The organism is Pseudomonas sp. RIT-PI-r (assembly GCF_001297015.1).
Classification (GTDB): Bacteria; Pseudomonadota; Gammaproteobacteria; order Pseudomonadales; family Pseudomonadaceae; genus Aquipseudomonas.
Map to the genome: position 1 here is coordinate 359599 of NZ_LIGE01000023.1, position 24512 is coordinate 384110.

A 24512-nucleotide genomic window follows, 5' to 3' on the forward strand; every position below is an offset into this window, starting at 1 on the left:
TTGAGCGAAGAAAATACGTACGACTCAACGAGCATTAAAGTGCTGAAAGGCCTGGATGCCGTACGCAAACGTCCCGGTATGTACATTGGTGACACCGACGATGGCAGCGGTCTGCACCACATGGTGTTCGAGGTGGTCGACAACTCGATCGACGAAGCCCTCGCCGGCCACTGCGACGACATCAGCATCATCATCCACCCGGATGAGTCCATCACCGTTAAAGACAACGGCCGTGGCATCCCGGTAGACGTGCATAAAGAGGAAGGCGTTTCCGCCGCCGAGGTCATCATGACCGTCCTCCACGCTGGCGGTAAGTTCGACGACAACTCCTACAAAGTATCCGGCGGTCTGCACGGTGTAGGTGTGTCGGTAGTGAACGCCCTGTCCGAAGAGCTGGTACTGACTGTTCGCCGCAGCGGCAAGATCTGGGAACAGACCTACGTCCACGGCGTACCTCAGGCACCGATGGCCATCGTTGGCGACAGCGAAACCACCGGTACCCAGATCCACTTCAAGGCTTCCAGCGAAACCTTCAAGAACATTCACTTCAGCTGGGACATCCTGGCCAAGCGCATTCGTGAGCTGTCCTTCCTCAACTCCGGTGTCGGCATCGTCCTCAAGGATGAGCGCAGCGGCAAGGAAGAGCTGTTCAAGTACGAAGGCGGCCTGCGTGCGTTCGTTGAATACCTGAACACCAACAAGACTGCGGTCAACCAGGTGTTCCACTTCAACATCCAGCGTGAAGACGGCATCGGCGTGGAAATCGCCCTGCAGTGGAACGACAGCTTCAACGAGAACCTGTTGTGCTTCACCAACAATATTCCGCAGCGCGACGGCGGTACTCACCTGGTGGGCTTCCGTTCGGCACTGACGCGTAACCTGAACAACTACATCGAGCAGGAAGGTCTGGCGAAGAAGCACAAAGTCGCCACCACCGGTGACGATGCCCGTGAAGGCCTGACCGCGATCATCTCGGTGAAAGTGCCGGATCCTAAGTTCAGCTCGCAGACCAAAGACAAGCTGGTCTCTTCCGAAGTGAAGACCGCGGTCGAACAGGAAATGGGCAAGTACTTCTCCGACTTCCTCCTGGAAAACCCGAACGAAGCCAAGCTGGTCGTCGGCAAGATGATCGACGCCGCGCGTGCTCGTGAAGCTGCGCGCAAGGCCCGTGAGATGACCCGCCGCAAAGGCGCGCTGGACATCGCCGGCCTGCCGGGCAAGCTCGCTGACTGCCAGGAAAAAGACCCGGCACTCTCCGAACTGTACCTGGTGGAAGGTGACTCCGCGGGCGGCTCTGCCAAGCAGGGACGTAACCGCAAGACCCAGGCGATCCTGCCGTTGAAGGGCAAGATCCTCAACGTCGAGAAAGCCCGATTCGACAAGATGATCTCTTCCCAGGAAGTGGGCACCTTGATCACCGCGCTGGGCTGCGGTATCGGTCGCGACGAGTACAACATCGACAAGCTGCGTTATCACAACATCATCATCATGACCGATGCTGACGTCGACGGTTCGCACATCCGTACCCTGCTGCTGACCTTCTTCTTCCGTCAGTTGCCGGAGCTGATCGAGCGAGGCTACATCTACATCGCTCAGCCGCCGCTGTACAAGGTCAAGAAAGGCAAGCAAGAGCAATACATCAAAGACGACGACGCCATGGAAGAGTACATGACGCAGTCGGCCCTGGAAGATGCGAGCCTGCACCTGAACGAAGAAGCCCCGGGTATTTCCGGTGAAGCGCTCGAGCGTCTGGTGAACGACTTCCGCATGGTGATGAAGACCCTCAAGCGTCTGTCGCGCCTGTACCCACAGGAACTGACTGAGCACTTCATCTACCTGCCGGCCGTGAGCCTGGAAAAGCTCGGCGACCACGCAGCGATGCAAGAGTGGCTGGCCCAGTACGAAGCGCGTCTGCGCACCGTCGAGAAGTCCGGTCTGGTCTACAAGGCCAGCCTGCGTGAAGATCGTGAACGTGGTGTGTGGCTGCCAGAGGTCGAACTGATCTCCCACGGCCTGTCGAACTACGTCACCTTCAACCGCGACTTCTTCGGCAGCAACGACTACAAAACCGTCGTCACCCTTGGCGCTCAACTGAGCACCCTGCTCGACGAAGGCGCTTACATCCAGCGTGGCGAGCGCAAGAAAGCGGTCACCGAGTTCAAGGAAGCACTGGACTGGCTGATGGCTGAAAGCACCAAGCGTCACACCATTCAGCGATACAAGGGTCTGGGCGAAATGAACCCGGATCAACTGTGGGAAACCACCATGGACCCAAGCGTGCGCCGCATGCTGAAAGTCACCATCGAAGACGCCATTGGCGCAGATCAGATCTTCAACACCCTGATGGGTGATGCGGTCGAACCTCGCCGTGACTTTATCGAGAGCAATGCGTTGGCGGTTTCGAACCTGGATTTCTGATCCCGGTTTGCGTCAAACAAAAAAGGCCAACGCATTGCGTTGGCCTTTTTATTGGCGGATCAAAAGATCGCAGCCTGCGGCAGCTCCTACGGAGATAGGTGTAGGAGCTGCCGTAGGCTGCGATCTTTTGATCTTTTACTCGGATGCTGCAGACACACTCTCCAACCGATACCCATACCCATAAATCGTCAACAACTGCCAACCCCGATCCGCCGTTAGCCCGAGCTTGTTGCGCAGACGATAGATATGCGTATCCAGCGGCCGTGAAGAAGCCATCTCCTCATGCGGCCAAAACCGCTCGTACAGATAGTCCCGTGACAACGGCCGCCCCAGGTTGCTGAACAGACACCGCGCCAGCCGATACTCGCGTTCGGTCATGACAATAGGCTTTCCCTCACGAGTGACGGTCAGTTCAGCGTCATCAAACGTCAAATCGTTAAAGCTCAGCACTTCCGTCGCCGCTGTCCGCTGCTGGCTGTGCCGGCGCAGCACCGCAGCCACCCGCGCCTTCAACTCATTCGGTCGAAACGGCTTGCTCACATAATCATCCGCCCCCGCATTCAACGCCTGAACGATATCGCTCTCGCCATCACGGCTGGTAAGCATGATCGCTGCCGGTGGCGCTTCCATATGCTCGCGAGTCCAGCGCAGCAGGGCCAGGCCGGTGAGGTCGGGCAGTTGCCAGTCGAGGATCAGCAGGTCGAAGGTTTCCCGGCGTAGCTGTCGCAACAAGTCTTCGCCACGCTCGAAGCTGTGCAGTGACCACGGCTGTTCGCCGGCATCGGCCATTTGCTGCAGGGTTTGCTCGACCCGGCGCAGTTCGGCGGCTTCGTCGTCCAGTATCGCAACGCGCATACGCGGTGGTTCCTTGTTGCATGGGCAGTTGGGCGTCAACCATAGTCGCTTGGTCATCACCTTGAAAGTAAGCGGCCCGCCGTTGGTCGACGTCCGCTATGATTCTTCGAGTCTACGTCTCAGACCTGTGACCTATGAAAGCATTCACCCTGCCCTGCCCTTTTTCCCCATGAACAATCAGCGCCGGCGCGAAAGCCGTGAGCCGAGTCAGGTGCAGCGACTGTTTCGACAGTTGGTTCGCGAATGGTTGTGGATAAGTCTAGTGCTGTTGCCGCTGACTGCACTGCTGTCTTATCGCGCGCAGATCAGCTTGCACGATGCGACGCCGGCAGCGGGCGCTTTGTTGTCGGTGGTGCTGGTTGCCGGGATTCTCGGGCTGCTGCTCTGGCGCCCGCGCTGGGCGCTGTGGATTACGTTGATCGGCATGGCCTGCGCGCTGCTGGTCAGTGCCGGGCTGGCGGAGATGCGCCAATGGTGGTCGCCGACGCCGGCGGTGCTGGGCATGTTGTTCGGTTATCTGATCTGGAACTGGCGGCGCTTGAGTGTGGTGCTGACCTATTTCGGTTGGGAGCTGGCACGGCTCGACAGCGAACCGAAGGTGTTCCCCGAACGCCGTCGCTCGCAATTCACCGGCGCTGATCGCTTGCAGGGCCAGATCATGGCGCTCGAGCAGGCCATGAGCCGTACCCGTGATACTCGGCGTTTCATCGCCGATGGTCTGGAGTACCTGCCTGTCGCCACGCTGATCAGTGACCCCAAAGGCCAGATCCTGCTGGGTAACCGCAAGGCTCGCGCGCTGTTCGATGATCCTCTGGTGGGCGACGATGTGCTTGGTCAACTCGCCCGTCTCGGCTATCCGGAATTATCCACAGAGCAGCGCCCGCCACTGTCGGCCCTGCCGCTATTGGAGTTTCGCGATTACAAGGAGCGCAGTCTGCGTCTGGAACGTGCTGCGCTGCTGCCGGTGGACGGTGACACGCCGATTGGCTGGCTGTTGAGCCTGACCGACCTCAGCGCTGAACGTGCGGCCGAGGAGCAACGCAGCGTGTTGCTGCGCTTTCTCTCTCATGATTTGCGTGCACCGCACTCGGCGATCCTCGCTTTGCTCGATGTGCATCGGCATCAGGCCGGCGCCGACGCACCGCTGTTCGAACAGATCGAACGGCAGGTACGCCGCGCGCTGGATCTGACCGATGGGTTTGTTCTGCTGGCGCGGGCCGAATCCGAGACTTACCAATTTCAACCGACGCTGTTCGCGATGCTGGTGCTGGACGTGTTGGATCAGGCGTTGCCCATTGCCCAGCAAAAACGCATCGAGCTGTCGCATGACATGGACGAGCAATCCCAGGAGCGCCTGATCAATGCTGACCAAGGCTTGCTGACCCGCGCCCTGTTCAACCTGCTGGAAAACGCGATCAAGTACAGCCCGGCAGATACCACTATCACCCTGCGCGTCAGTTGCCGCGAGGAATGGTTGCACTGTGAATTGATCGATCAAGGCAAGGGCATTGCCGCCGACGAATTGCCCGACCTGTTCAGCCAATACCGACGTTTTTCTTCCGCGCAGGGCATCGACGGCGTGGGCCTCGGCTTGTCGATGGTCAAAGCGGTGGTCGACCACCATGGCGGTAAAATCGAATGTCACAGCGTGGTCGATCAAGGCACCACGTTCCTGCTCGAATTACCGCTGATCCCAGAATGAACAGGCACAAAAAAACCGGCTATATCCGCCGGTTTTTTTACATCCGAAAAACTTATGCACGTTTTATGGTGTTTTATGAGCTTGAGAAATATATAAGTAAATCAATCACTTATTACCAATATTCAAGCGGTTTCAACAAAACCGTACACAGGTTATCCACAAAATCTCAGACAGCGATCTGATCATTTGAGGCCGGCGCTTGTGGGGCCGGTGGCAGCGAGCCCATCTCGCGCTGAGTTTTCTCATTCCAGGCTTGCACTCGGTCGTTCAGCTCGGCGATGGCGCGCGGGCCTGTCCCCTCGGCGTACATCGGTTCGCCGATGACCACGGTGATCACCCCGGACTTCTTGCCCCAGCCGACTTTCGGCCAGAACTTGCCGGCATTGTGTGCAATCGGCAGTACCGGAAGCGCCGCATTCACCGCCAAAGCGCTGCCACTGCGGGAGAACTTGCCGACAGTGCCAAACGGCACGCGTGTGCCTTCCGGAAAGATCAGCACCCAAACGTTGTCCTTGAGCAACTCGTCACCCTTGGCCGCGACTTGTTTCAAAGCCGCTTTCGGGTTGTCGCGATCAATCGCGATCGGCCGCAGCATGGCCATCGCCCAGCCGAAGAACGGCACGTACAGCAGTTCGCGTTTGAGCACTTGGCTCAACGGCGAGAAATAAGCAGAGAGAAAGAACGTCTCCCAGGTGCTCTGGTGGTTCGATTGAATCACGCAGGGCCGGTCAGGCACGTTTTCCGCGCCTTTGATTTCGTAACGTATACCGAGAAACACCTTGGTCAACCACAAGGCGCAACGGCACCAGTACACGTTGATAAAACGATAACGCGCCTTGAACGGCAAAAACGGCGCGATAAAAAAACTCAAGCTGCACCACAGCAGGGAGGTGGTGCCCAGCAGCAGGTAAAAGAGAAAAATTCTGATGGCCCGCAGTATCGACATAGTGACGTTTACCGTTACGGGGCAATGCCCGAGTGTTCAAGCGCACTCCCGATCAATCCCTGGTCAGGAACTTCAGAAGTACTCTAGTTGTGGATAAGTTCTGCGGCAATCGCCGCCAGATCGTCAAAAATCAGAGTGCCAACCGGCAGGGTTTTGCCCTGAGTCTTTGCGCCTTTTCCGGTCTTTACCAAAACTGGCTGTGAATCGACGGCTTTGGCGGCCTCCAGGTCACCAAGGCTGTCGCCGACGAACCAGACGTTGGCCAGCTCGACGTTGTAATGCGCTGCGATGGTTTTCAACATTCCCGGTTTCGGCTTGCGGCAATCGCAGCCTTCGTCCGGACCATGCGGGCAATACACGATCAGCCCGACTTCACCGCCCTGCTCCGCTACCAGTTCGCGCATGCGCGCGTGCATGGCATCGAGGGTGGCGAGGTCGTAATAGCCGCGCGCAATGCCCGACTGGTTGGTGGCGACCGCCACCGTCCAGCCGGCCTTGCTCAACTGCGCAATCGCTTCGATCGAGCCGGGCAACGGAATCCACTCCGCCACTGACTTGATGTAAGCGTCGGAGTCGTAATTGATCACTCCGTCCCGATCGAGAATCAGCAGTTTCAACAGCAGTCCCTCAACCCAGCAGCGAAATGTCGGCAACGCCGAGGAACAGGCCACGCAGACGCGCCAGCAGCGCGTAACGGTTGGCCCGCACATTGGCGTCGTCGGCATTGACCATTACCGCGTCGAAGAACGCATCGACTGGCTCACGCAGTGCAGCCAGGCGTGCCAGCGATTCGTTGTACTGACGCGCCGCGGCCATTGGCTGCACCGCCTGATCCGCTTGCTGGATCGCCGAGTACAGCGAGAACTCGTTGGCGTTGTCGAAATACTTGGCTTGCACCTCGGTCGGCACCGCGCCTTCGACTTTGCTCAACAGGTTCGATACTCGCTTGTTCACCGCCGCCAGCGCTGCCGCTTCCGGCAGTTTGCGGAAGGCCTGCACCGCTTGCACACGCTGATCGAAGTCCAGCGCCGAACCCGGCTTCAGGGCACGAACCGACAGGTAAGTGGCGACTTCGACGCCTTCGTCTTCGTAACGCGCACGCAGACGATCGAAGATGAATTCCAGCACGGACTCGTTGAGACCGGCAGCCTTGACCTTGGCACCGAATGCGGCCACGGCGAAAGCCACTGCGTCGTTCAGGTCCAGATCGAGTTTTTTCTCGATCAGGATACGCAGCACGCCGAGTGCCGCGCGGCGCAGGGCATACGGGTCTTTGCTGCCGGTTGGCAGCATGCCGATACCGAAGATACCGACCAGGGTGTCGAGCTTGTCAGCGATAGCAACGGCTGCACCGGTCAGGGTCGCTGGCAGTTCAGCACCGGCACCGCGAGGCATGTACTGCTCGTTGAGCGCCAGCGCGACGTCTTCCGGCTCGCCGTCATTGAGGGCGTAGTAGTAACCGGCGACACCTTGCATCTCCGGGAACTCGCCGACCATTTCAGTCGCCAGGTCGCACTTCGACAGCAGGCCTGCGCGAGCAGCCCAAGAGGCGTTGCCACCGATGCGTGCGGCGATGTACGCAGCGAGCTTGGAAACGCGCTCGGCCTTGTCGTAGACGCTGCCGAGTTTTTCCTGGAACACCACGTTCTTCAGGCGATCATTGAAAGCTTCGAGCTTCTGCTTCTTGTCTTGCTTGAAGAAGAACTCGGCGTCGGTCAGACGTGGGCGAACCACTTTCTCGTTACCGGCGATGATCTGCTGCGGGTCTTTGCTTTCGATGTTGGCCACAGTGATGAAACGTGGCAGCAACTTGCCGTCGGCATCCAGCAGGCAGAAATACTTCTGGTTGTCCTGCATGGTGGTGATCAGCGCTTCCTGCGGCACGTCGAGGAAGCGTTCCTCGAACGAGCACACCAGCGGCACCGGCCATTCAACCAGCGCGGTCACTTCGTCGAGCAGCGCTGGCGGAACGATTGCCGTGCCTTCCTGACGGGTGGCCAGCTCTTCGGTGCGCTTGCTGATGATTTCGCGACGCTCGTTGGCGTCGGCCAGCACGTAAGCGGCACGCAGGTCGGCGAGGTAGCTCGACGGCGAACCGATGCGCACGCTTTGCGGGTGGTGGAAACGGTGACCACGGGAGTCACGGCCAGCCTTCTGCGCGAGGATTGTGCAATCGATGACCTGGTCACCGAGCAGCATCACCAGCCACTGGGTCGGACGCACGAACTCTTCCTTGCGCGCACCCCAACGCATGCGTTTCGGGATCGGCAGGTCGTTCAGCGAATCTTCGACGATGGTCGGCAGCAGGCTCGCGGTCGGCTTGCCGGCGATGCTCTGGCTGTAACGCAGTTTCGGGCCGCTCTGGTCGATCTCGCTCAGATCGACGCCGCATTTCTTGGCGAAACCCAGGGCTGCCTGCGTCGGGTTGCCGTCAGCGTCGAACGCCGCCTGACGTGGCGGGCCGTCGAGGTTGATGCTGCGATCCGGCTGTTGAGTGGCCAGCGCGGTGATCAGCACAGCCAGACGACGCGGCGCGGCGTAGACGGTTTTAGTCTCGTAGCTCAGGCCTGCGGCTTGCAGGCCCTTGTCGATACCGGCGAGGAACGCCTCAGCCAAGGTGTTCAGGGCTTTTGGCGGGAGTTCTTCGGTGCCCAGTTCAACCAGAAAATCTTGCGCACTCATTGTGCAGCCTCCAGCTTGGCCAGTACTTCGTCACGCAGGTCCGGGGTCGCCATCGGGAAGCCCAGCTTGGCGCGTGCCAGCAGGTAGGCTTGCGCAACGGAACGCGCCAGGGTGCGTACGCGCAGAATGTATTGCTGACGCGCGGTCACTGAGATCGCCCGGCGCGCATCCAGCAGGTTGAAGGTGTGCGACGCCTTCAGGACCATTTCGTAGCTCGGCAACGGCAGCGGCTGGTCGAGTTCGATCAGGCGCTTGGCTTCGCTTTCATAGAAGTCGAACAGTTCGAACAGTTTGTCGACGTTGGCGTGTTCGAAGTTGTAAGTGGACTGTTCCACTTCGTTCTGGTGGAACACGTCGCCGTAGGTCACTTTGCCCATCGGGCCGTCAGCCCAGACCAGGTCGTAGACCGAATCCACGCCTTGCAGATACATGGCCAAACGCTCGAGACCGTAAGTGATCTCGCCCGTTACCGGGTAGCACTCGATGCCGCCAGCCTGCTGGAAGTAAGTGAACTGGGTCACTTCCATACCGTTCAGCCAGACTTCCCAGCCCAGACCCCAGGCGCCGAGGGTCGGCGATTCCCAGTTGTCTTCGACGAAGCGAATGTCGTGAACCAGTGGGTCCAGGCCGACATGCTTGAGCGAGCCCAGGTACAGTTCCTGGAAGTTGTCCGGGTTCGGCTTCAGGACGACCTGGAACTGATAGTAGTGCTGCAGACGGTTCGGGTTTTCGCCGTAACGGCCGTCAGTCGGACGGCGGCTTGGCTGCACGTAAGCGGCGTTCCAGGTTTCCGGGCCGATGGCGCGCAGGAAGGTCGCGGTGTGGAAAGTGCCGGCGCCTACTTCCATATCGTAGGGCTGAAGTACCACGCAACCTTGCTCGGCCCAGTATTGCTGGAGCGCGAGGATCAAGTCTTGGAAGGTACGCACGGCTGGCGTAGGCTGGCTCACGAAATTCACCTGTTTCTTGGGCTGCGATTTAAAGAGCGGGAGTATACCCGATTCATTGCTGCGCACGCCCCCTGGAGCCTTATGCCACGCTGCTTTTGGTGTACCGAAGATCCGCTGTACATGGCTTATCACGACCAGGAGTGGGGCACGCCGCTACGCGATGCGCAGGGTTTGTTCGAGTTGCTTTTGCTCGAAGGGTTCCAGGCCGGGCTGTCGTGGATCACCGTGTTGCGCAAACGCGAGCGTTATCGCGAGGTGTTGTTCGGCTTCGACGTGCAGCGTGTGGCGCAGATGAGCGACGCCGAAATCGACGAATTGATGCTTGATCCGGGGATCATCCGCAACCGCCTCAAACTCAATGCCGCCCGCCGTAATGCCCAGGCCTGGCTGGCGCTGGAGGATCCGGTCGGGTTCCTCTGGTCGTTTGTTAACGACCAACCGATCATCAATCATTTCAAGGATCGCAGCGAAGTCCCGGCGATCACCCCCGAAGCGCTGGCGATGAGCAAAGGCCTGAAAAAGGCCGGGTTCACGTTCGTCGGCCCGACCATTTGCTACGCATTGATGCAGGCTTCGGGCATGGTCATGGACCACACTCAGGACTGCGACCGCTACGCGCAGCTCGTCAACGGCGGTTAGAATGGCCGCCTCGCGCACCGCACAAGATCAGGAGTGACCTGTGGAAAAGTTTAAAGGCGCCTTGCTGGTAGGCGCTCTGCGGCTGTTTGCCCTGCTGCCATGGCGGGCCGTGCAGGCCGTGGGTTCGGCGATCGGCTGGATCATGTGGAAAACCCCCAACCGCTCCCGCGACGTGGTGCGGATCAACCTCGCCAAATGTTTTCCACAGATGGACCCTGCCGAACGTGAACGTCTGGTCGGGCAGAGCTTGAAAGACATCGGCAAGTCGCTGACCGAAAGCGCCTGCGCGTGGATCTGGCCGGCGCAGCGTTCGATCGATCTGGTGCGCGAAGTCGAGGGCCTCGACATCCTCAAGGATGCATTGGCCTCGGGCAAAGGCGTGGTCGGCATCACCAGTCACCTGGGTAACTGGGAAGTGCTCAATCACTTCTATTGCAGCCAGTGCAAACCAATCATTTTCTACCGTCCGCCCAAGCTCAAGGCGGTGGATGAATTGCTGCGCAAACAGCGCGTGCAACTCGGCAACAAAGTCGCTGCTTCCACCAAGGAAGGCATCCTCAGTGTCATCAAGGAAGTGCGCAAAGGTGGTGCAGTGGGCATTCCCGCTGACCCGGAACCGGCCGAATCCGCCGGGATCTTCGTGCCGTTCTTCGCGACTCAAGCGCTGACCAGCAAATTCGTGCCGAACATGCTCGCTGGTGGCAAAGCCGTCGGCGTGTTCCTGCATGCGCTGCGCCTGCCCGACGGTTCTGGCTACAAAGTGATCCTCGAAGCGGCGCCCGAAGCCATGTACAGCACCGATACTGCCGAATCCTGCGCAGCGATGAGCAAAGTGGTCGAGCGTTATGTGGCGGCGTATCCGAGCCAGTACATGTGGAGCATGAAGCGCTTCAAGAAACGTCCACCCGGCGAAGAGCGCTGGTATTAACGAAGTTGGCACACTCTGTGGATAACTTGTAGGAGCTGCCGAAGGCTGCGATCTTTTGATCCAGCTTGAGGTTATCCACAGAACCGTTCATCAAAGGGCGCAACAAGATGTCCGAACACCGCAAATCCTTCCGCATCAAGATCACCCACGACAGCTTTGGCGAATGCCTCGGGCAGACGCGCAACCTGTCGCCCACCGGGGTGTTTGTGCAGCATCCGGTTTTGGCTTCTTTGCCCAAAGGTGCAGTGGTTTACGGCCAGGTGCAGGGGTTGCCCACAGGCGCGCCGCGGGTGCGCATGGAAGTGGTGACAGTGGATGCCGACGGTATTGGTCTTCGTTACCTTTGATTCACTGCGCCTGACGATCCAGTTTCTTTAGAAACACCGTCATTTCCTTTTCGGCCTGCTTGTCGCCATGGGCGCGGGCCGCTTCCAGACCTTGTTCCCAGGCTTGCCGCGCGGCGGCGTGATCGCCCAGCGCCAGATGCGCCTTGCCCAATAGTTTCCATGCCGCCGAATACTTCGGATCAAAACCGACACAGCGCTGGAAATGCTCGGCAGCCTTGGCGTTTTCGCCGAGATCCAGACAGCCCTTGCCCAGGCCGAAGCGCAGCAGGGAGTTATCCACACCCTTGGCGAGCATTTTTTCCAGGGATTCGAGCATGGGAGATTCCTTGAAGGAGGTGTGTCAGGATGAGTCTTGCTTAGGGATATCCCCATCGCGAGCAGGCTCACTCCTACAGGGGAACGCATTCCAAATGTAGGAGTGAGCCTGCTCGCGATGGCGCCAGTCTGATCACCCAAAAATCCGGATCAGAAGAAGCTCAACCCGACATGAAACAGCTTTTCCACATCGCGAATATGCTTTTTATCCACGAGGAACAGAATCACATGGTCGCCCGCCTCGATCACCGTGTCGTCGTGGGCGATGATCACTTGTTCATTGCGGATCACCGCGCCAATCGTGGTGCCCGGCGGCAGGCCGATCTTTTCGATAGGCTTGCCGATGACCTTGCTCGACTTCGCATCACCGTGGGCAATCGCCTCGATGGCTTCCGCCGCACCGCGACGCAGTGAGTGCACGCTGACGATATCGCCACGACGGACGTGGGCCAGCAGCGTGCCGATGGTCGCTAGTTGCGGGCTGATGGCGATGTCGATGTCGCCGCCCTGAATCAGGTCGACATACGCCGGGTTGTTGATGATGGTCATGACCTTCTTCGCCCCCAGCCGTTTCGCCAGCAGCGACGACATGATGTTGGCTTCGTCGTCGTTGGTCAGCGCAAGGAAGATGTCGGCGTCGGCGATGTTCTCTTCCAGCAGCAGGTCGCGATCAGACGCGCTGCCCTGCAACACCACGGTGCTGTCGAGGGTGTCGGAGAGATAACGGCAGCGCGCCGGATTCATCTCGATGATCTTCACCTGATAACGGCTTTCGATGGCCTCGGCCAGACGTTCACCGATCTGCCCGCCGCCAGCGATGACGATGCGTTTGTAGGTTTCGTCGAGACGGCGCATTTCGCTCATCACCGCGCGAATATTCTCACGGGCAGCGATGAAAAAGACTTCGTCATCGGCTTCGATCACTGTGTCGCCCTGCGGCAGGATCGGCCGGTCACGGCGGAAAATCGCTGCCACGCGGGTTTCGACATTCGGCATGTGTTCGCGCAATTGGCGCAGTTGCTGACCCACCAACGGCCCGCCGTAATAAGCGCGCACCGCCACCAGTTGCGCCGCGCCTTCAGCGAAGTCGATCACCTGCAACGCACCGGGATGCTGAATCAGGCGTTTGATGTAATTGGTCACCACTTGCTCGGGGCTGATCAGCACATCGACCGGAATCGCTTCGTTCTGGAACAGCTGTTCCTCGCGATTGAGGTAGGACGCTTCGCGCACTCGGGCGATCTTGGTCGGGGTGTGGAACAGTGTGTGGGCGACCTGGCAGGCGACCATGTTGGTTTCGTCGCTGTTGGTCACCGCGACCAGCATGTCGGCGTCGTCGGCACCGGCCTGACGCAACACCGAGGGCAGCGAGCCACGGCCCTGCACGGTACGAATATCGAGGCGGTCGCCGAGGTCGCGCAGGCGTTCGCCGTCGGTGTCGACCACCGTAATGTCGTTGGCTTCACTGGCCAAATGCTCGGCCAGCGAACCGCCGACCTGTCCCGCACCGAGGATGATGATTTTCATCCAGTCACTCCGTTGAATCCGTTTAGCCGCGCGCGGCAGCGATCTTGATCAGCTTGGCGTAGTAGAACCCGTCATGCCCGCCCTGCTGGGCCAGCAATTGGCGACCATGGGGCTGTTTGATCCCGGCGCTGGTGGCCAGATCCAGCTCGCGGGCACCGGGGGTGCGCTCAAGGAACGCGGCGATGACTTCGGTGTTCTCGGTCGGCAGGGTCGAGCAGGTGGCGTACAGCAGGATGCCGCCGACCTCGAGGGTTTTCCACATGGCGTCGAGCAGTTCGCCTTGCAGTTGCGCGAGGGCGACGATGTCGTCCGGCTGACGGGTCAGCTTGATGTCTGGATGACGGCGGATCACGCCGGTGGCCGAGCACGGTGCGTCGAGCAGGATGCGCTGGAAGGGTTTGCCGTCCCACCATTTCTCGGTGTCGCGACCGTCGGCGGCGATCAGTTCGGCATCCAGACCCAAGCGCTCAAGGTTCTCTTTGACCCGCACCAGACGCTTGGCTTCCAGATCCACCGCGACTACGCCGGCCAGTGCCGGTTCGGCTTCGAGGATGTGGCAGGTCTTGCCGCCGGGCGCGCAGCAGGCGTCGAGTACGCGTTGGCCCGGCGCCAGATCGAGCAGGTCGGCGGCCAGTTGCGCCGCTTCGTCCTGCACGCTGATCCAGCCTTCAGCGAAACCCGGCAGGCTGCGCACGTCGGCGGCGGCTTCGAGGATGATGCCGTCGCGGCTGTACACGCATGGCGTTGCAGCAATGCCGGCTTCAGTCAGCAGACCGAGGTAGGCGTCGCGGTTGTGATGGCGACGGTTGACCCGCAGGATCATCGGCGGATGCGCGTTGTTTGCTTCGCAGATGGCTTCCCACTGCTCCGGCCAGAACGCCTTCAGGGATTTTTGCAGCCAGCGCGGGTGAGCGGTGCGCACCACCGGGTCACGTTCCAGCTCGGCGAAAATCGTTTCGCTTTCGCGCTGGGCATTGCGCAACACGGCATTGAGCAGGCCTTTGGCCCACGGCTTTTTCAGCTTGTCGGCGCAACCGACGGTTTCGCCGATGGCGGCGTGGGCCGGCACGCGGGGGTAGAGCAATTGGTAGAGCCCGACCAGCAGCAGCGCCTCGACATCGGCGTCGGCCGTTTTGAACGGCTTCTGCAGGAGTTTTTCCGCCAGCGCCGACAGGCGTGGCTGCCAGCGCGCAGTGCCGAACGCCAGATCCTGAGTGAAACCGCGATCGCGATCCTCGACCTTGTCCAGTTGCGTCGGCAGAGAGCTGTTCAGTGAGGCTTTGCCGCTGAGGACGGCGGCGAGTGCCTTGGCGGCGGCCAGACGCGGATTCATTGCGCGTCCACCGCAACGCCGAGCACGGTGCCGACGGCGAATTTCTCGCGACGGCTGTTGAACAGGTCGCTGAAGTTCAGCGCCTTGCCGCCGGGCAATTGCAGACGGGTCAGGCACAGGGCTTGTTCGCCGCAGGCGACGACCAAACCGTCCTTGCTGGCGCTGAGGATTTCACCCGGTGCGCCTTTGCCGTCGGCGAGTGTCGCCGCCAGCACTTTCAGTGCTTCACCGTTAAGGGTGCTGTGGGTGATCGGCCATGGGTTGAAGGCGCGTACCAGTCGCTCCAGCTCAACCGCCGGACGGCTCCAGTCGATGCGTGCTTCGTCTTTGTTCAGTTTGTGCGCGTAGGTGGCGAGTTCATCGTTCTGCACTTCGCCTTCCAGCGTGCCGGCAGCCAGACCGGCAATCGCTTGCACCACGGCTGGCGGGCCCATTTCGGCGAGGCGGTCGTGCAGCGTGCCGCCAGTGTCTTCACCGGTGATCGGCGTGACGACCTTGAGCAGCATCGGCCCGGTGTCGAGGCCGGCTTCCATGCGCATCACGGTCACACCGCTTTCGGCATCACCATGTTCCACGGCGCGCTGGATCGGCGCCGCACCGCGCCAGCGTGGCAACAAGGATGCGTGACTGTTGATGCAACCCAGGCGCGGAATATCCAGCACCACTTGCGGCAGGATCAGGCCGTAGGCAACCACGACCAGCAAATCCGGTTTCAGTGCGGCCAACTCGGCTTGAGCGTCGGTGTTGCGCAAAGTCGGCGGCTGCAACACCTGGATATTATTTTCCAGCGCGAGCTGTTTGACCGGGCTCGGCATCAGTTTTTGCCCGCGACCGGCCGGACGATCCGGTTGGGTGTAAACCGCAACGATCTCGTAGGGGCTGTTCAGCAGGGCCTTGAGGTGTTCGGCAGCGAATTCCGGGGTGCCGGCAAAAACGATGCGCAGTGGCTCAGTCATGAAGGGCGTCTCATAAAAAGAAAAAGGCTTGCCGCAGCAAGCCTTTGAAGGAGGGGCATCAAGCGTTCTGGCGGTGCTGCTTTTCCAGTTTCTTCTTGATCCGGTCGCGTTTGAGCGTGGACAGGTAATCGACGAACAATTTGCCGTTGAGGTGGTCGCATTCGTGCTGGATGCACACCGCGAGCAGGCCTTCGGCGATCAGCTCATAGGGCTTGCCGTCGCGGTCCAGCGCCTTGATTTTGACCTTCTGCGGGCGGTCGACGTTTTCGTAGAAACCCGGTACCGACAGGCAGCCTTCCTGGTATTGGTCCATTTCTTCGGTCAGCGATTCGAACTCGGGGTTGATGAACACCCGGGGTTCGGTGCGGTCTTCGGAAAGGTCCATCACGACGATACGTTTGTGCACGTTGACCTGGGTCGCGGCAAGGCCGATGCCCGGCGCTTCATACATTGTTTCAAACATGTCATCGACCAACTGACGCACTTCGTCGTCCACTACAGCCACAGGCTTGGCGATAGTGCGCAGACGCGGGTCCGGGAATTCGAGGATGTTTAAAATGGCCATAGGCTTTGATTGCTGCACACGTTGAGTAAAGTCGGGCGATGGCCTGGCAGGTCCGAAGATGCAGGCTACCGTTGTGAAGCGTAGCTTGTGCATTTTGCACAAGCGAGCCACGGGGGCTCTGACGGTTCACGCGAATGCACATGATAAAGGGATTCACTGCATGAGGAAAACACTACTCGCCCTGCTGCTGTTGGCTTCGGCTGGCGTGGCGCAAGGGCAAGTGCAACTCAGGGAAGGTTTTCCACAGCAATACACGGTGGTTTCGGGGGACACACTCTGGGACATATCCGGCAAATACCTGCGCGAGCCCTGGCAGTGGCCACAGCTGTGGCGGGCCAATCCGCAAATCGAAAACCCCAACCTGATCTATCCCGGCGACACGCTGACGCTCAGTTATGTCGACGGCCAGCCGCGTCTGACCCTGAATCGCGGCGAGTCGCGCGGGACCATCAAGCTCTCGCCACGAATCCGCACCAGCCCTATGGCCGAGGCGATTCCGAGCATTCCGCTGAAATCCATCAACAGTTTTCTGCTGAGCAACCGCATCGTCGACAAGGCTGAAGACTTTGATAAGGCGCCATACATTGTCGCTGGCGATGCCGAACGTGTGCTCAGCGGCACCGGCGACCGCATTTTCGCCCGCGGCCATTTCGACCCGAATCAACCGGTCTACGGGATCTTCCGTCAGGGCAAGGTCTACACCGATCCTGAGACCAAGGAGTTTCTCGGGATCAACGCCGACGACATTGGAGGCGGTGAAATTGTTGCCACCGAGGGTGACGTCGCCACCCTGGCGCTGCAACGTACCACCCAGGAAGTGCGCCTCGGTGACCGCTTGTTCAGCGGCGAAGAGCGTTCGATCAACTCGACCTTCATGCCCAGCGCACCGACCAGCAAGATCAACGGCGTAATCATCGACGTGCCGCGTGGCGTCACCCAGATCGGCGTGATGGATGTGGTCACCCTGAACAAGGGCAAGCGCGACGGTCTGGCTGAAGGCAACGTGCTGGTGGTGATGAAAACCGGCGAAACCGTGCGCGACCGTATCACTGGCCAGCCGCTGAAAATTCCCGATGAACGCGCCGGTTTGCTGATGGTATTCCGCACCTACGACAAGCTCAGTTACGGCCTCGTGCTCAACGCATCGCGCTCGCTGGCGGTGCTCGACAAGGTGCGAAATCCGTAAGCAGGCTTCACAAGTTACCAACAGAGTTATCCACAGCTTGTTCCGAATGGTTCGGGGCTTATAACGATCAAGGATGATCCATGATGATGTCTGCCTGCACACCAGTTTCCCCAGCGGAACTGGAAGCGCGCCTGCGCCTGCACCGCTTGCCGGAAATCGGCCCCAAGCGTTTTAGCAAATTGCTCGAAGCCTTTGGCTCGGCGTCGAAAGCCATCAGCGCCCCGGCCAGCGCCTGGCGTTCCCTGGGCATGCCGGCGTCGAGTGCCGACGCGCGGCGTTGCCCTGACGTGCGTGACGGTGCCAGCCACGCAATGCGCTGGCTAGAGCGCCCGGGGCATCATTTGTTGATGTGGGATCAGGCGGATTACCCGGCACTGCTGGCGCAGATTCCCGATCCGCCGCCGTTGCTGTTTGTCGCTGGCGATCCGCTGATTCTGGAAAATCCGCAATTGGCGATGGTCGGTAGCCGCCGCGCCTCGCGTCCGGGAATGGACACGGCGACCGCGTTTTCCCGCAGCCTCGCCGGAGCGGGTTTTGTGATTAACAGTGGTTTGGCGCTGGGCATTGATGCCGCCGCGCATCAAGCCGCGTTGGATGTCGGCGGGTTGACCATCGGTGTGCTGGGCACCGGGCTGGAAAACTTTTATCCACAGCGCAATCGGCGCTTGGCAGACGCGATGATCGCCTCGGGCAGCGCGGTGGTTTCAGAGTTTCCGCTGGACGCCGGGCCGACGCCGAGCAACTTCCCACGGCGTAACCGGATCATCAGCGGTTTGTCCCTCGGCGTGCTGGTAGTCGAGGCCAGCGTCGCCAGTGGTTCATTGATTACCGCGCGCCTGGCGGCGGAACAGGGACGCGAGGTGTATGCGATTCCAGGCTCCATCCATCACCCCGGCGCGCGAGGCTGCCACCAGTTGATCCGTGACGGCGCGGTGTTGGTGGAAACCATCGAGCACATCCTCGAAGCGTTGCGTGGCTGGCAGCATTTACCGTTGTCCACAGACACACCAAAAGCCGATCACCCCTTGCTCGCCCTGCTCCACGCCGCGCCGCACACCAGCGAAGCCTTGGCCGGCAGCAGCGGCTGGGGGCTACCCAAAGTGCTGGCGGCGCTCACCGAACTGGAAATGGATGGTCGCGCCGTGTGCGAAAACGGTCGCTGGTTGGCCAGGACGAGCTAGGTTTTACAAGGAAGATCGGTAAACTGCGCGAAACCTGTTTGCGGAGAGTTTTTTCATGGTCAACAGTTGGCGTGTGCAACAAGCCGCACGAGAGATTCGCGCCGGGGCGGTGATTGCCTATCCAACCGAAGCCGTCTGGGGGCTGGGTTGCGACCCGTGGAATGAAGAAGCGGTGGATCGGCTGCTGGCGATCAAGAATCGTTCGGTGGTCAAAGGCCTGATTCTGGTCGCCGACAACATTCGCCAGTTCGACTTCCTGTTCGAGGACTTCCCGCAAGAGTGGATCGACCGCATGGCCAGCACCTGGCCGGGGCCGAACACCTGGCTGGTGCCGCATCAGGGCTTGTTGCCGGAATGGGTCACCGGCATGCACGACACCGTAGCGCTGCGCGTCAGCGATCACCCGCAGGTGCGCGACTTGTGTTCGATGGTCGGGCCGTTGATTTCAACCTCGGCCAACCCACAGGGACGCCCGGCGGCGCGTACGCGTTTACGGGTTGAGCAATATTTCCGTGGGCAGGTTGATCTGGTGCTGGGCGGTAGCCTCGGCGGACGGAAAAACCCTAGCGTCATACGTGATCTTGCAACCGGTAAGGTCATTCGTCCCGACTGACCCGATTTCTACCTGATGGGCTTGCGAACTCCTCGACTGCATAGACGAGGAGTTTTTCGTCCGCCTGCGATTTATCCCTGAATCTGTCGCGCAAGTTAAACAATCCGTTGTTTATATTGGTTCTTCGTGTGTCAGATAAAATCTATAAACAAGAAGTTTCAGTAACTTTTCCCACGTCATTATCAGAAGTCGCGCAGTGGCGATATTTCCAAAAGCATCCATTATTTCAATGCGCTCAGGAAACTTCGATAAGTTAACGTCTGCGGAGAAGGAATGGACACTACGAATTTGCAACTCAAGGACTATCTGCAGGGGCTTCAGGAAACGCTGAACAAGCAACATGCTGATTATCGAATCGCTATTCTCGATACGGGAGCAGACATCAGCGAGTTTGAACGATTCATCGGCCGCCAGTTTCGTCTGCGGTTAAAGCATTACATGCTGACTTCCAGAGCCAGGGCACTTGAAACGAAGCTGGCGATTTCATCGCGCAGCACGCATTTTCTGTTGTACCAGCGCGATCAACTGACGGCGGTATTAAGAGTGACCCCCTCGCCGTTCGAATGGGCATCGCTGGCCCATCAGTATGTCTCGCCGACCGTGGCGCTGGCGCGTCATGTCGAGTTCAGTCGCCTGATTACCCATTCGCAGCAACACCGGCCGGTACCGATCAATGCGCTGCTGGCTGCCGCCACCGAATGGGCGATCGATCACGGGTATCAAGGCGTTACCGCTTTGTGCAGACCACCTCAACGACGTCTGTTCCAGCGTTTCGGCCTGACGCCGCTCACCTCAAGCTCAGTGCATATCGAACAACGCGCTCGTGGTGATTACTGGCTGTTGTCTGCCGAATGGCGGCAAATCCTTACCGCGCTTCAACAGCCCTGCCCCATTAACGCCAATTACCCGGAGACTCACAATGAATGCGTCCGTCAGTTTTGAACAACAGTTGATTGTGCTTGATCAACGAATTGAAAAGGCTTGGGCCGATATTCTGGATAATTCCCGGCTGGTCAAGGCCATCCGCGAAGCCAGTGTCTCCAAAGCATTATATGCAATCTATATGATCGAGACGTTTCATTACACCGCGCACAATGCACGAAACCAGGGCCTTGTCGGCGTGCGGCATGCCGATAATCCGGTGTATGCAAAGTTCTGTTTTGAACATGCGGCGCAAGAAGTCGGTCATGAAAAGATGGCTCTGCATGATGTTATGAGTCTGGGTTTGAAAAATGAAAGCTTTGATATACCGCCGGCACTTCCTGAAACTGAGGTACTGATTGCGTATTTGTACTGGATTTCTTTTACCGGTAATCCGTTACAGCGGCTTGGATACAGTTACTGGGCGGAAAACGCCTATCACTTCATTACTCCGCTGATCGACAAACTGAGTGAAACACTGGCTCTGAAGCCAGCACAGCTGACGTTCTTCATTGCTCACTCAGATATCGATGTCGAGCATTTCAACGAGATCAAATTGATCCTGCAACGCACCTGCAAGCACCAGGCTGACTGGGATGCCATTGCCACCGTGATGGAAACCAGTCTGCGCCTGACCGGCAACATGCTTGAGGCGGTTTACAAGCAGTATGAGGCCTGGCAAAACGGCCGCGCGCCGCGGTATGAATTCCTTCATGCCCTGGATAAATCATGATGCCCTCAAGTGCGTTCCCGGGATGGGTACGTGGAGGTTGTGATGGCTGAATACTTCAAGCGATTGAACTACGCGCTGGGGGATGAAGACACGGCGCTCGAGTACTCCATTCTGCCCGAGCATGCCCGGCACGTGGCGGGCGTTGCCGGTTGTGGTGGTCGCGTTCTGCCGTTGCTGGCCCGCAGTCCGGCCCGCATGACTTGCGTGGATATCAGTGCGCCACAACTGGCCTTTACCCGCTTGCGTTTTGCCTTGCTGGCGCAGACCGATCACGATTCATTCATGGACTTCATGGGTTACCGATCGGGGACCTCGGCGATAAGGCGCAAGTCCATTTTTCAGCAACTGGACCTGCCCTCGGCGGATCGTCACTGGCTGGCGGACCTGTTTCATTCCCGTCATTGGCAGGCACCGGTTTACATGGGGGCCTTCGAGCAGACCCTGCAGCGATTGGCAAAGATCAACGGACTGTTCACCGGTAAGGCCGGCCGAGCGATTTTCCAGTGCGACGACCTGGGCGAGCAAGCGGCGTATTACTCAAGCCATTTCCCTCTCAAACGCTGGAAGGCTGTGGTCGCCTTGTTGGGAAATGCAGCGGTGCTGAATTCGCTGCTGTACCGCGGGGCATTTCCTCGCAACAACCTGGGTGTCAGTTCCCGCGAGGTGTATCTGGGTATTTTCCATACCTTGTTTACCACGCAGGTCGTGCGCGAAAGCTTTTTCCTGCAAATGCTGTTTTTCGGTGAACTGCGATATCCGCAAGGCTTGCCGCTTGAGTGTGATCCGCAGGTTTTCCGACAGGCTCGCAAGGCACTTCAGGTGTGCGAGTTGAGCGTGGTGCAGGGGGATATTTTCGACTGCGTTGCCAGGTGCAGGGATGTCGATTTTGTCTCGCTTTCCGACGTGACTTCATTCTTGCCCCCAGCCGACAGCAGCCGTGTCCTGCAGCGAATCCAGCCTGCCTTGAGCACGCATGCGCTGACGGTCATTCGCGGCCATCTGCATGTGGTCAGGCCCGATAGCAAAGGCTTCTGCGACGTTACCATGCAATATCAGGACGCCATCGCACGCGAAAAAACCCAACTCTGGCGAGTACAGGTGTACCGCCATACCTCATCTGTGCAGGTATCTCGATGAATACACCTCATCCGACCGTCAATTGGGTCAAGAACCGCGTTCGTCAGGCGCGTGACGATCAGCAGCAACTGTTCGATGCCGGGCTCAATGGCCTGCAGCTGGTGAAGCGCGAGGGCAAGGTCATAGAGTTGGGCAATGGCGAACAGTTGACCGAGTTTCTTTCATGCTCCTATCTGGGCCTGGAGAGCGATCCCCGTCTGATTCAAGGCGCAGTGCAAGCCGTCGAGTCTTTCGGTGTGCAGTTCGCGGCCGCCCGGACCCGAGCGCTGCTGCCGCCGATGCGTGAACTCGATGAGCAGTTGAACCGCATATTCCAGGGGCATACGGTGACGTTCAACTCGGTGGGCAGTGCTCATCTGGGTTGTCTGCCACTGCTGGGCTCCGGCGAGTTGCCATCGTATCCCTTGCGGCGCGGCCCAGGCTGGATCGTTGACCGCGCCGCCCATGCCTCGATGCAAGTGCTGCAAGGCATCCTGTGGCAGTTCGGCCCGGTCCAGCGCTGCGATTGCAGTGATCTTCAGCAAGTCGAAGACGCCTGCTCCATCGCTGTCGCTGCAGGCAATACGCCCATCATCCTGACTGACAGCATTGGCTCGATGCGCGGGCTCTATCCCGTTAATCGATTGCTGCAACTGGCTGAGCGCTTTGAGGGTTACCTCTATGCGGATGACGCTCACGGCACGTCGATCCATGGCGAGGCCGGAGGCGGCTATGCCCTTGTTGCTGCCACTGAGCCGTTGCGCGCTCGTTTGATCCTGCTGTCGTCGTTGTCCAAGGCCTTCGGTGCAACCGGCGGTGCGATCACTGTGCTGACCGCGGCGGATGCCGAGCTGATTCGGCGCCATGCCTCGACTTATACCTTCGGTGGGCCCCTGTCCATGGGCGGTGTCGGCGCGGCCGTCGCCTCGGCCAATATTCATCTTTCTGCACAACTAGGCCGGTTGCAGGCCTCGCTATGGCGAAATGTGGCGGTAATTGATGACCTGCTCGGGCCGGTGCTGGGCAATCACCAGATTGCTTCACCCATACGTTTTGTCCGGGTCGGCGCCGAGCGTGACGCCATCAACCTGGCGTTGCACCTGCGTCGGCACGCCATCGCGGTCACCACTGCCTTGTTTCCGGTGGTAGCCAAGGGTGAAGCCATACTGCGGCTGGCCATCAGTGCGAATCACAGCCACGCCCAGTTGGAACATCTGGCCAGTGTCGTCAACGACAGGTTCGCCGAACTGGGCATTCGTCAGGGAGAGCCGCGGCATGCGCAGTGATCCTATGAGGCAGGCCAGTTCGAAGGCCATTCACGCGGCAGCGACAGAAGCCTTCACGAGAAAGTTGGCCCATGCGCGATCCCTGCCATGGTTCTGCACGTTGTATCCGCAGATTCGGCACGTACAGACCGCAGAGGATCTGCATCGGCTTCCGATCCTGGCTGTGGAGGACGAACAGGGTGGCTTGCTGTTTACCCAACTCGGCGCAGCGTCACACCGTGCACCGGGTGGCGGGCTGACCCTGACCTCGGGTGGCAGCACCGGTAACCGCAAGCACATTACCCATTCCTGGGCATTCAACGAAAGCATCGTGCCCCTTGGGGCGCGGATGTTCGCTGCGACCGATGAGCATCCCCGTGTCGTCATTAATTGCCTCACGCCCGGTGAAATGCAGGGTGCCTTTCAATACGCGGCGGCCATCGTCCAGCACATCGGCGCGCGCCTGCTGCCTGCAGGCGCACTGATGGGCGTTCAGCGCATAGCCGGGTTGATTCAGTCACAAGCGGCCGATGCACTGATCTGCACCCCCTCTTTTGCGGCGGCACTGTTCAATCATGCCGATGTCGATAAGGCGCAGTTGAGCAGTCTGAGATGGCTCTACTACATTGGCGAACCCTGCCGTCAGCCCCTGCGTGACCAACTGGCCCGGGACTGGCCGGCCTTGAGCATACGGTCGTTGGGCTATAGCTCGACGGAGACCGGGCCGATCGGCTTCCAGTGTGCGCACCTCGAACATGGTTTCTACCATCTGCACGCGGATGCGATGCTGCTGGAAGTGGTTGATCCCGTCAGCCTGCGAGCGCTGGCCGACGGTGAAACCGGCGAGTTTCTGCTGACCCCTTTGCTGCCCGATCAGGTGCCGTTGCTGCGGTACCGCATTGGCGACCGTGGCGGACTCCTGGGCAGGCAATCGAACTGTGCCTGTGGCAGCGCTCTGCCAATACTGGAGCTGGAGGGGCGAGTCGAGAGCTCGATCAAGCTGGGCGGTGCGCTCATCACTCAGAAACAGGTTCTGAGCGTGCTCGCAGAGGCGTTGCCCGAACTGCATGCTTCGGATGTGCAGGTGCAAATCGATCGACAGGCCGACGGCGCGCACATGTGGCTGCTCATCGCGCAGGAGCGATTGCCGGCCGGTGCAGAACGCATTATCGAAGGGGCTTTGCGCAACGAGGCGCAAGCGAGCGCATTGCTCGGACTGCCAGGTGTGCTGGGCTTGCAGGTGCGGCGTCTGGCTCGGGGTGATTTTGAAACCACCGTGGCCGGCAAAACGCCGTTCTTCGTTGAGTTGCGAGGCGCCTCGGGCGAGTCATGAC

23 protein-coding genes are annotated in these 24512 nt (G+C 59.5%); 13 read left to right on the forward strand and 10 right to left on the reverse strand.

Annotated elements, in window-relative coordinates; genetic code table 11:
- A complete protein-coding gene (gyrB, locus tag AK821_RS11150) occupies positions 1 to 2418 on the forward strand; it encodes a DNA topoisomerase (ATP-hydrolyzing) subunit B (RefSeq protein ID WP_007911885.1) in 2418 nt (805 codons plus the stop codon).
- A gap of 135 nt (positions 2419 to 2553) precedes the next feature.
- Here gyrB and AK821_RS11155 read toward each other — a convergent pair whose 3' ends face one another.
- On the reverse strand, positions 2554 to 3273 hold the full coding sequence (locus tag AK821_RS11155; RefSeq protein ID WP_064389681.1) for a response regulator transcription factor: 720 nt from the start codon (positions 3271 to 3273) through the stop codon (positions 2554 to 2556).
- A 169-nt stretch (positions 3274 to 3442) separates the two neighbouring features.
- Here AK821_RS11155 and AK821_RS11160 point away from each other — a divergent pair, with 169 nt between their 5' ends.
- Positions 3443 to 4975 carry a sensor histidine kinase gene (locus AK821_RS11160; RefSeq protein WP_064389682.1) on the forward strand — a complete coding sequence of 511 codons (1533 nt, stop codon included), beginning with the start codon at positions 3443 to 3445 and terminating at the stop codon, positions 4973 to 4975.
- A 166-nt stretch (positions 4976 to 5141) separates the two neighbouring features.
- On the opposite strand, the gene AK821_RS11165 is transcribed toward AK821_RS11160, so the two are convergent.
- The 4 genes from AK821_RS11165 to glyQ all read right to left on the reverse strand — a co-directional run bounded on the left by AK821_RS11165 (position 5142) and on the right by glyQ (position 9553).
- On the reverse strand, positions 5142 to 5921 hold the full coding sequence (locus AK821_RS11165; RefSeq protein ID WP_064389683.1) for a lysophospholipid acyltransferase family protein: 780 nt from the start codon (positions 5919 to 5921) through the stop codon (positions 5142 to 5144).
- Positions 5922 to 6004: 83 nt separating this feature from the next.
- Positions 6005 to 6544 (reverse strand): D-glycero-beta-D-manno-heptose 1,7-bisphosphate 7-phosphatase, encoded by a 540-nt coding sequence (gene gmhB, locus AK821_RS11170; protein ID WP_163030175.1) that lies wholly within the window; start codon positions 6542 to 6544, stop codon positions 6005 to 6007.
- 4 nt (positions 6545 to 6548) lie between these two features.
- Complete coding sequence (gene glyS, locus AK821_RS11175) at positions 6549 to 8603, reverse strand: glycine--tRNA ligase subunit beta (protein ID WP_064389685.1); 2055 nt, start codon at positions 8601 to 8603, stop codon at positions 6549 to 6551.
- Positions 8600 to 9553 carry a glycine--tRNA ligase subunit alpha gene (glyQ, locus tag AK821_RS11180; RefSeq protein ID WP_025112261.1) on the reverse strand — a complete coding sequence of 318 codons (954 nt, stop codon included), beginning with the start codon at positions 9551 to 9553 and terminating at the stop codon, positions 8600 to 8602. The genes glyS and glyQ overlap by 4 nt, the downstream gene beginning before the upstream one ends.
- 81 nt (positions 9554 to 9634) lie before the next feature.
- Here glyQ and AK821_RS11185 point away from each other — a divergent pair, with 81 nt between their 5' ends.
- The 3 genes from AK821_RS11185 (at position 9635) to AK821_RS11195 (ending at position 11467) form a co-directional block, all read left to right on the forward strand.
- Positions 9635 to 10192 carry a DNA-3-methyladenine glycosylase I gene (locus AK821_RS11185; RefSeq protein WP_064389686.1) on the forward strand — a complete coding sequence of 186 codons (558 nt, stop codon included), beginning with the start codon at positions 9635 to 9637 and terminating at the stop codon, positions 10190 to 10192.
- Positions 10193 to 10232: 40 nt separating this feature from the next.
- On the forward strand, positions 10233 to 11120 hold the full coding sequence (locus AK821_RS11190) for a lysophospholipid acyltransferase (RefSeq protein WP_064389687.1): 888 nt from the start codon (positions 10233 to 10235) through the stop codon (positions 11118 to 11120).
- A gap of 107 nt (positions 11121 to 11227) precedes the next feature.
- Positions 11228 to 11467 (forward strand): PilZ domain-containing protein, encoded by a 240-nt coding sequence (locus AK821_RS11195; RefSeq protein WP_007911864.1) that lies wholly within the window; start codon positions 11228 to 11230, stop codon positions 11465 to 11467.
- Position 11468: 1 nt separating this feature from the next.
- On the opposite strand, the gene AK821_RS11200 is transcribed toward AK821_RS11195, so the two are convergent.
- The 5 genes from AK821_RS11200 to def form a co-directional block, all read right to left on the reverse strand.
- Positions 11469 to 11783 carry a tetratricopeptide repeat protein gene (locus AK821_RS11200; protein ID WP_064389688.1) on the reverse strand — a complete coding sequence of 105 codons (315 nt, stop codon included), beginning with the start codon at positions 11781 to 11783 and terminating at the stop codon, positions 11469 to 11471.
- Between the two features lie 149 nt (positions 11784 to 11932).
- Positions 11933 to 13309: a Trk system potassium transporter TrkA gene (gene trkA / locus AK821_RS11205; protein WP_064389689.1), complete on the reverse strand. Its 1377-nt coding sequence runs from the start codon at positions 13307 to 13309 to the stop codon at positions 11933 to 11935.
- Between the two features lie 22 nt (positions 13310 to 13331).
- Positions 13332 to 14642, reverse strand: coding sequence for a 16S rRNA (cytosine(967)-C(5))-methyltransferase RsmB (rsmB, locus tag AK821_RS11210; protein ID WP_064389690.1), 1311 nt, complete (start codon positions 14640 to 14642; stop codon positions 13332 to 13334).
- Positions 14639 to 15598 carry a methionyl-tRNA formyltransferase gene (gene fmt / locus AK821_RS11215; protein ID WP_064389691.1) on the reverse strand — a complete coding sequence of 320 codons (960 nt, stop codon included), beginning with the start codon at positions 15596 to 15598 and terminating at the stop codon, positions 14639 to 14641. Before fmt ends, rsmB begins: the two co-directional genes overlap by 4 nt.
- Before the next feature lie 58 nt (positions 15599 to 15656).
- Positions 15657 to 16163 carry a peptide deformylase gene (gene def / locus AK821_RS11220; protein ID WP_038359594.1) on the reverse strand — a complete coding sequence of 169 codons (507 nt, stop codon included), beginning with the start codon at positions 16161 to 16163 and terminating at the stop codon, positions 15657 to 15659.
- Between the two features lie 160 nt (positions 16164 to 16323).
- Here def and AK821_RS11225 point away from each other — a divergent pair, with 160 nt between their 5' ends.
- The 8 genes from AK821_RS11225 to AK821_RS11260 all read left to right on the forward strand — a co-directional run bounded on the left by AK821_RS11225 (position 16324) and on the right by AK821_RS11260 (position 24511).
- A complete protein-coding gene (locus AK821_RS11225; protein ID WP_064389692.1) occupies positions 16324 to 17349 on the forward strand; it encodes a LysM peptidoglycan-binding domain-containing protein in 1026 nt (341 codons plus the stop codon).
- An 80-nt stretch (positions 17350 to 17429) separates the two neighbouring features.
- Entirely contained in the window at positions 17430 to 18530 is a 1101-nt protein-coding gene (dprA, locus tag AK821_RS11230) for a DNA-processing protein DprA (RefSeq protein ID WP_064389693.1), read from the forward strand.
- Positions 18531 to 18585: 55 nt separating this feature from the next.
- Positions 18586 to 19143: an L-threonylcarbamoyladenylate synthase gene (locus tag AK821_RS11235; protein ID WP_064389694.1), complete on the forward strand. Its 558-nt coding sequence runs from the start codon at positions 18586 to 18588 to the stop codon at positions 19141 to 19143.
- 273 nt (positions 19144 to 19416) lie between these two features.
- Positions 19417 to 20085 (forward strand): hypothetical protein, encoded by a 669-nt coding sequence (locus tag AK821_RS11240; RefSeq protein ID WP_064389695.1) that lies wholly within the window; start codon positions 19417 to 19419, stop codon positions 20083 to 20085.
- Positions 20063 to 20797, forward strand: a complete 735-nt coding sequence (locus AK821_RS11245; protein ID WP_064389696.1) for an iron-containing redox enzyme family protein — start codon at positions 20063 to 20065, stop codon at positions 20795 to 20797. The genes AK821_RS11240 and AK821_RS11245 overlap by 23 nt, the downstream gene beginning before the upstream one ends.
- Positions 20798 to 20839: 42 nt before the next feature.
- Complete coding sequence (locus AK821_RS11250; protein WP_064389697.1) at positions 20840 to 21934, forward strand: DUF3419 family protein; 1095 nt, start codon at positions 20840 to 20842, stop codon at positions 21932 to 21934.
- Positions 21931 to 23199, forward strand: coding sequence for an aminotransferase class I/II-fold pyridoxal phosphate-dependent enzyme (locus AK821_RS11255; RefSeq protein ID WP_064389698.1), 1269 nt, complete (start codon positions 21931 to 21933; stop codon positions 23197 to 23199). The genes AK821_RS11250 and AK821_RS11255 overlap by 4 nt, the downstream gene beginning before the upstream one ends.
- Positions 23189 to 24511: a phenylacetate--CoA ligase family protein gene (locus AK821_RS11260; protein WP_236708305.1), complete on the forward strand. Its 1323-nt coding sequence runs from the start codon at positions 23189 to 23191 to the stop codon at positions 24509 to 24511. Before AK821_RS11255 ends, AK821_RS11260 begins: the two co-directional genes overlap by 11 nt.
- Position 24512 lies beyond the last annotated feature (1 nt).

Bases quoted from the DNA above. Each gene is read 5' to 3' on its own strand.
- AK821_RS11155 (WP_064389681.1), bottom strand. From the start codon at position 3,273: ATGCGCGTTGCGATACTGGACGACGAAGCCGCCGAACTGCGCCGGGTC.
- AK821_RS11160 (WP_064389682.1), top strand. From the start codon at position 3,443: ATGAACAATCAGCGCCGGCGCGAAAGCCGTGAGCCGAGTCAGGTGCAG.
- AK821_RS11165 (WP_064389683.1), bottom strand. From the start codon at position 5,921: ATGTCGATACTGCGGGCCATCAGAATTTTTCTCTTTTACCTGCTGCTG.
- glyS (WP_064389685.1), bottom strand. From the start codon at position 8,603: ATGAGTGCGCAAGATTTTCTGGTTGAACTGGGCACCGAAGAACTCCCG.
- AK821_RS11185 (WP_064389686.1), top strand. From the start codon at position 9,635: ATGCCACGCTGCTTTTGGTGTACCGAAGATCCGCTGTACATGGCTTAT.
- AK821_RS11195 (WP_007911864.1), top strand. From the start codon at position 11,228: ATGTCCGAACACCGCAAATCCTTCCGCATCAAGATCACCCACGACAGC.
- AK821_RS11200 (WP_064389688.1), bottom strand. From the start codon at position 11,783: ATGCTCGAATCCCTGGAAAAAATGCTCGCCAAGGGTGTGGATAACTCC.
- trkA (WP_064389689.1), bottom strand. From the start codon at position 13,309: ATGAAAATCATCATCCTCGGTGCGGGACAGGTCGGCGGTTCGCTGGCC.
- rsmB (WP_064389690.1), bottom strand. From the start codon at position 14,642: ATGAATCCGCGTCTGGCCGCCGCCAAGGCACTCGCCGCCGTCCTCAGC.
- fmt (WP_064389691.1), bottom strand. From the start codon at position 15,598: ATGACTGAGCCACTGCGCATCGTTTTTGCCGGCACCCCGGAATTCGCT.
- def (WP_038359594.1), bottom strand. From the start codon at position 16,163: ATGGCCATTTTAAACATCCTCGAATTCCCGGACCCGCGTCTGCGCACT.
- AK821_RS11225 (WP_064389692.1), top strand. From the start codon at position 16,324: ATGAGGAAAACACTACTCGCCCTGCTGCTGTTGGCTTCGGCTGGCGTG.
- dprA (WP_064389693.1), top strand. From the start codon at position 17,430: ATGATGATGTCTGCCTGCACACCAGTTTCCCCAGCGGAACTGGAAGCG.
- AK821_RS11235 (WP_064389694.1), top strand. From the start codon at position 18,586: ATGGTCAACAGTTGGCGTGTGCAACAAGCCGCACGAGAGATTCGCGCC.
- AK821_RS11240 (WP_064389695.1), top strand. From the start codon at position 19,417: ATGGACACTACGAATTTGCAACTCAAGGACTATCTGCAGGGGCTTCAG.
- AK821_RS11245 (WP_064389696.1), top strand. From the start codon at position 20,063: ATGAATGCGTCCGTCAGTTTTGAACAACAGTTGATTGTGCTTGATCAA.
- AK821_RS11250 (WP_064389697.1), top strand. From the start codon at position 20,840: ATGGCTGAATACTTCAAGCGATTGAACTACGCGCTGGGGGATGAAGAC.
- AK821_RS11255 (WP_064389698.1), top strand. From the start codon at position 21,931: ATGAATACACCTCATCCGACCGTCAATTGGGTCAAGAACCGCGTTCGT.
- AK821_RS11260 (WP_236708305.1), top strand. From the start codon at position 23,189: ATGCGCAGTGATCCTATGAGGCAGGCCAGTTCGAAGGCCATTCACGCG.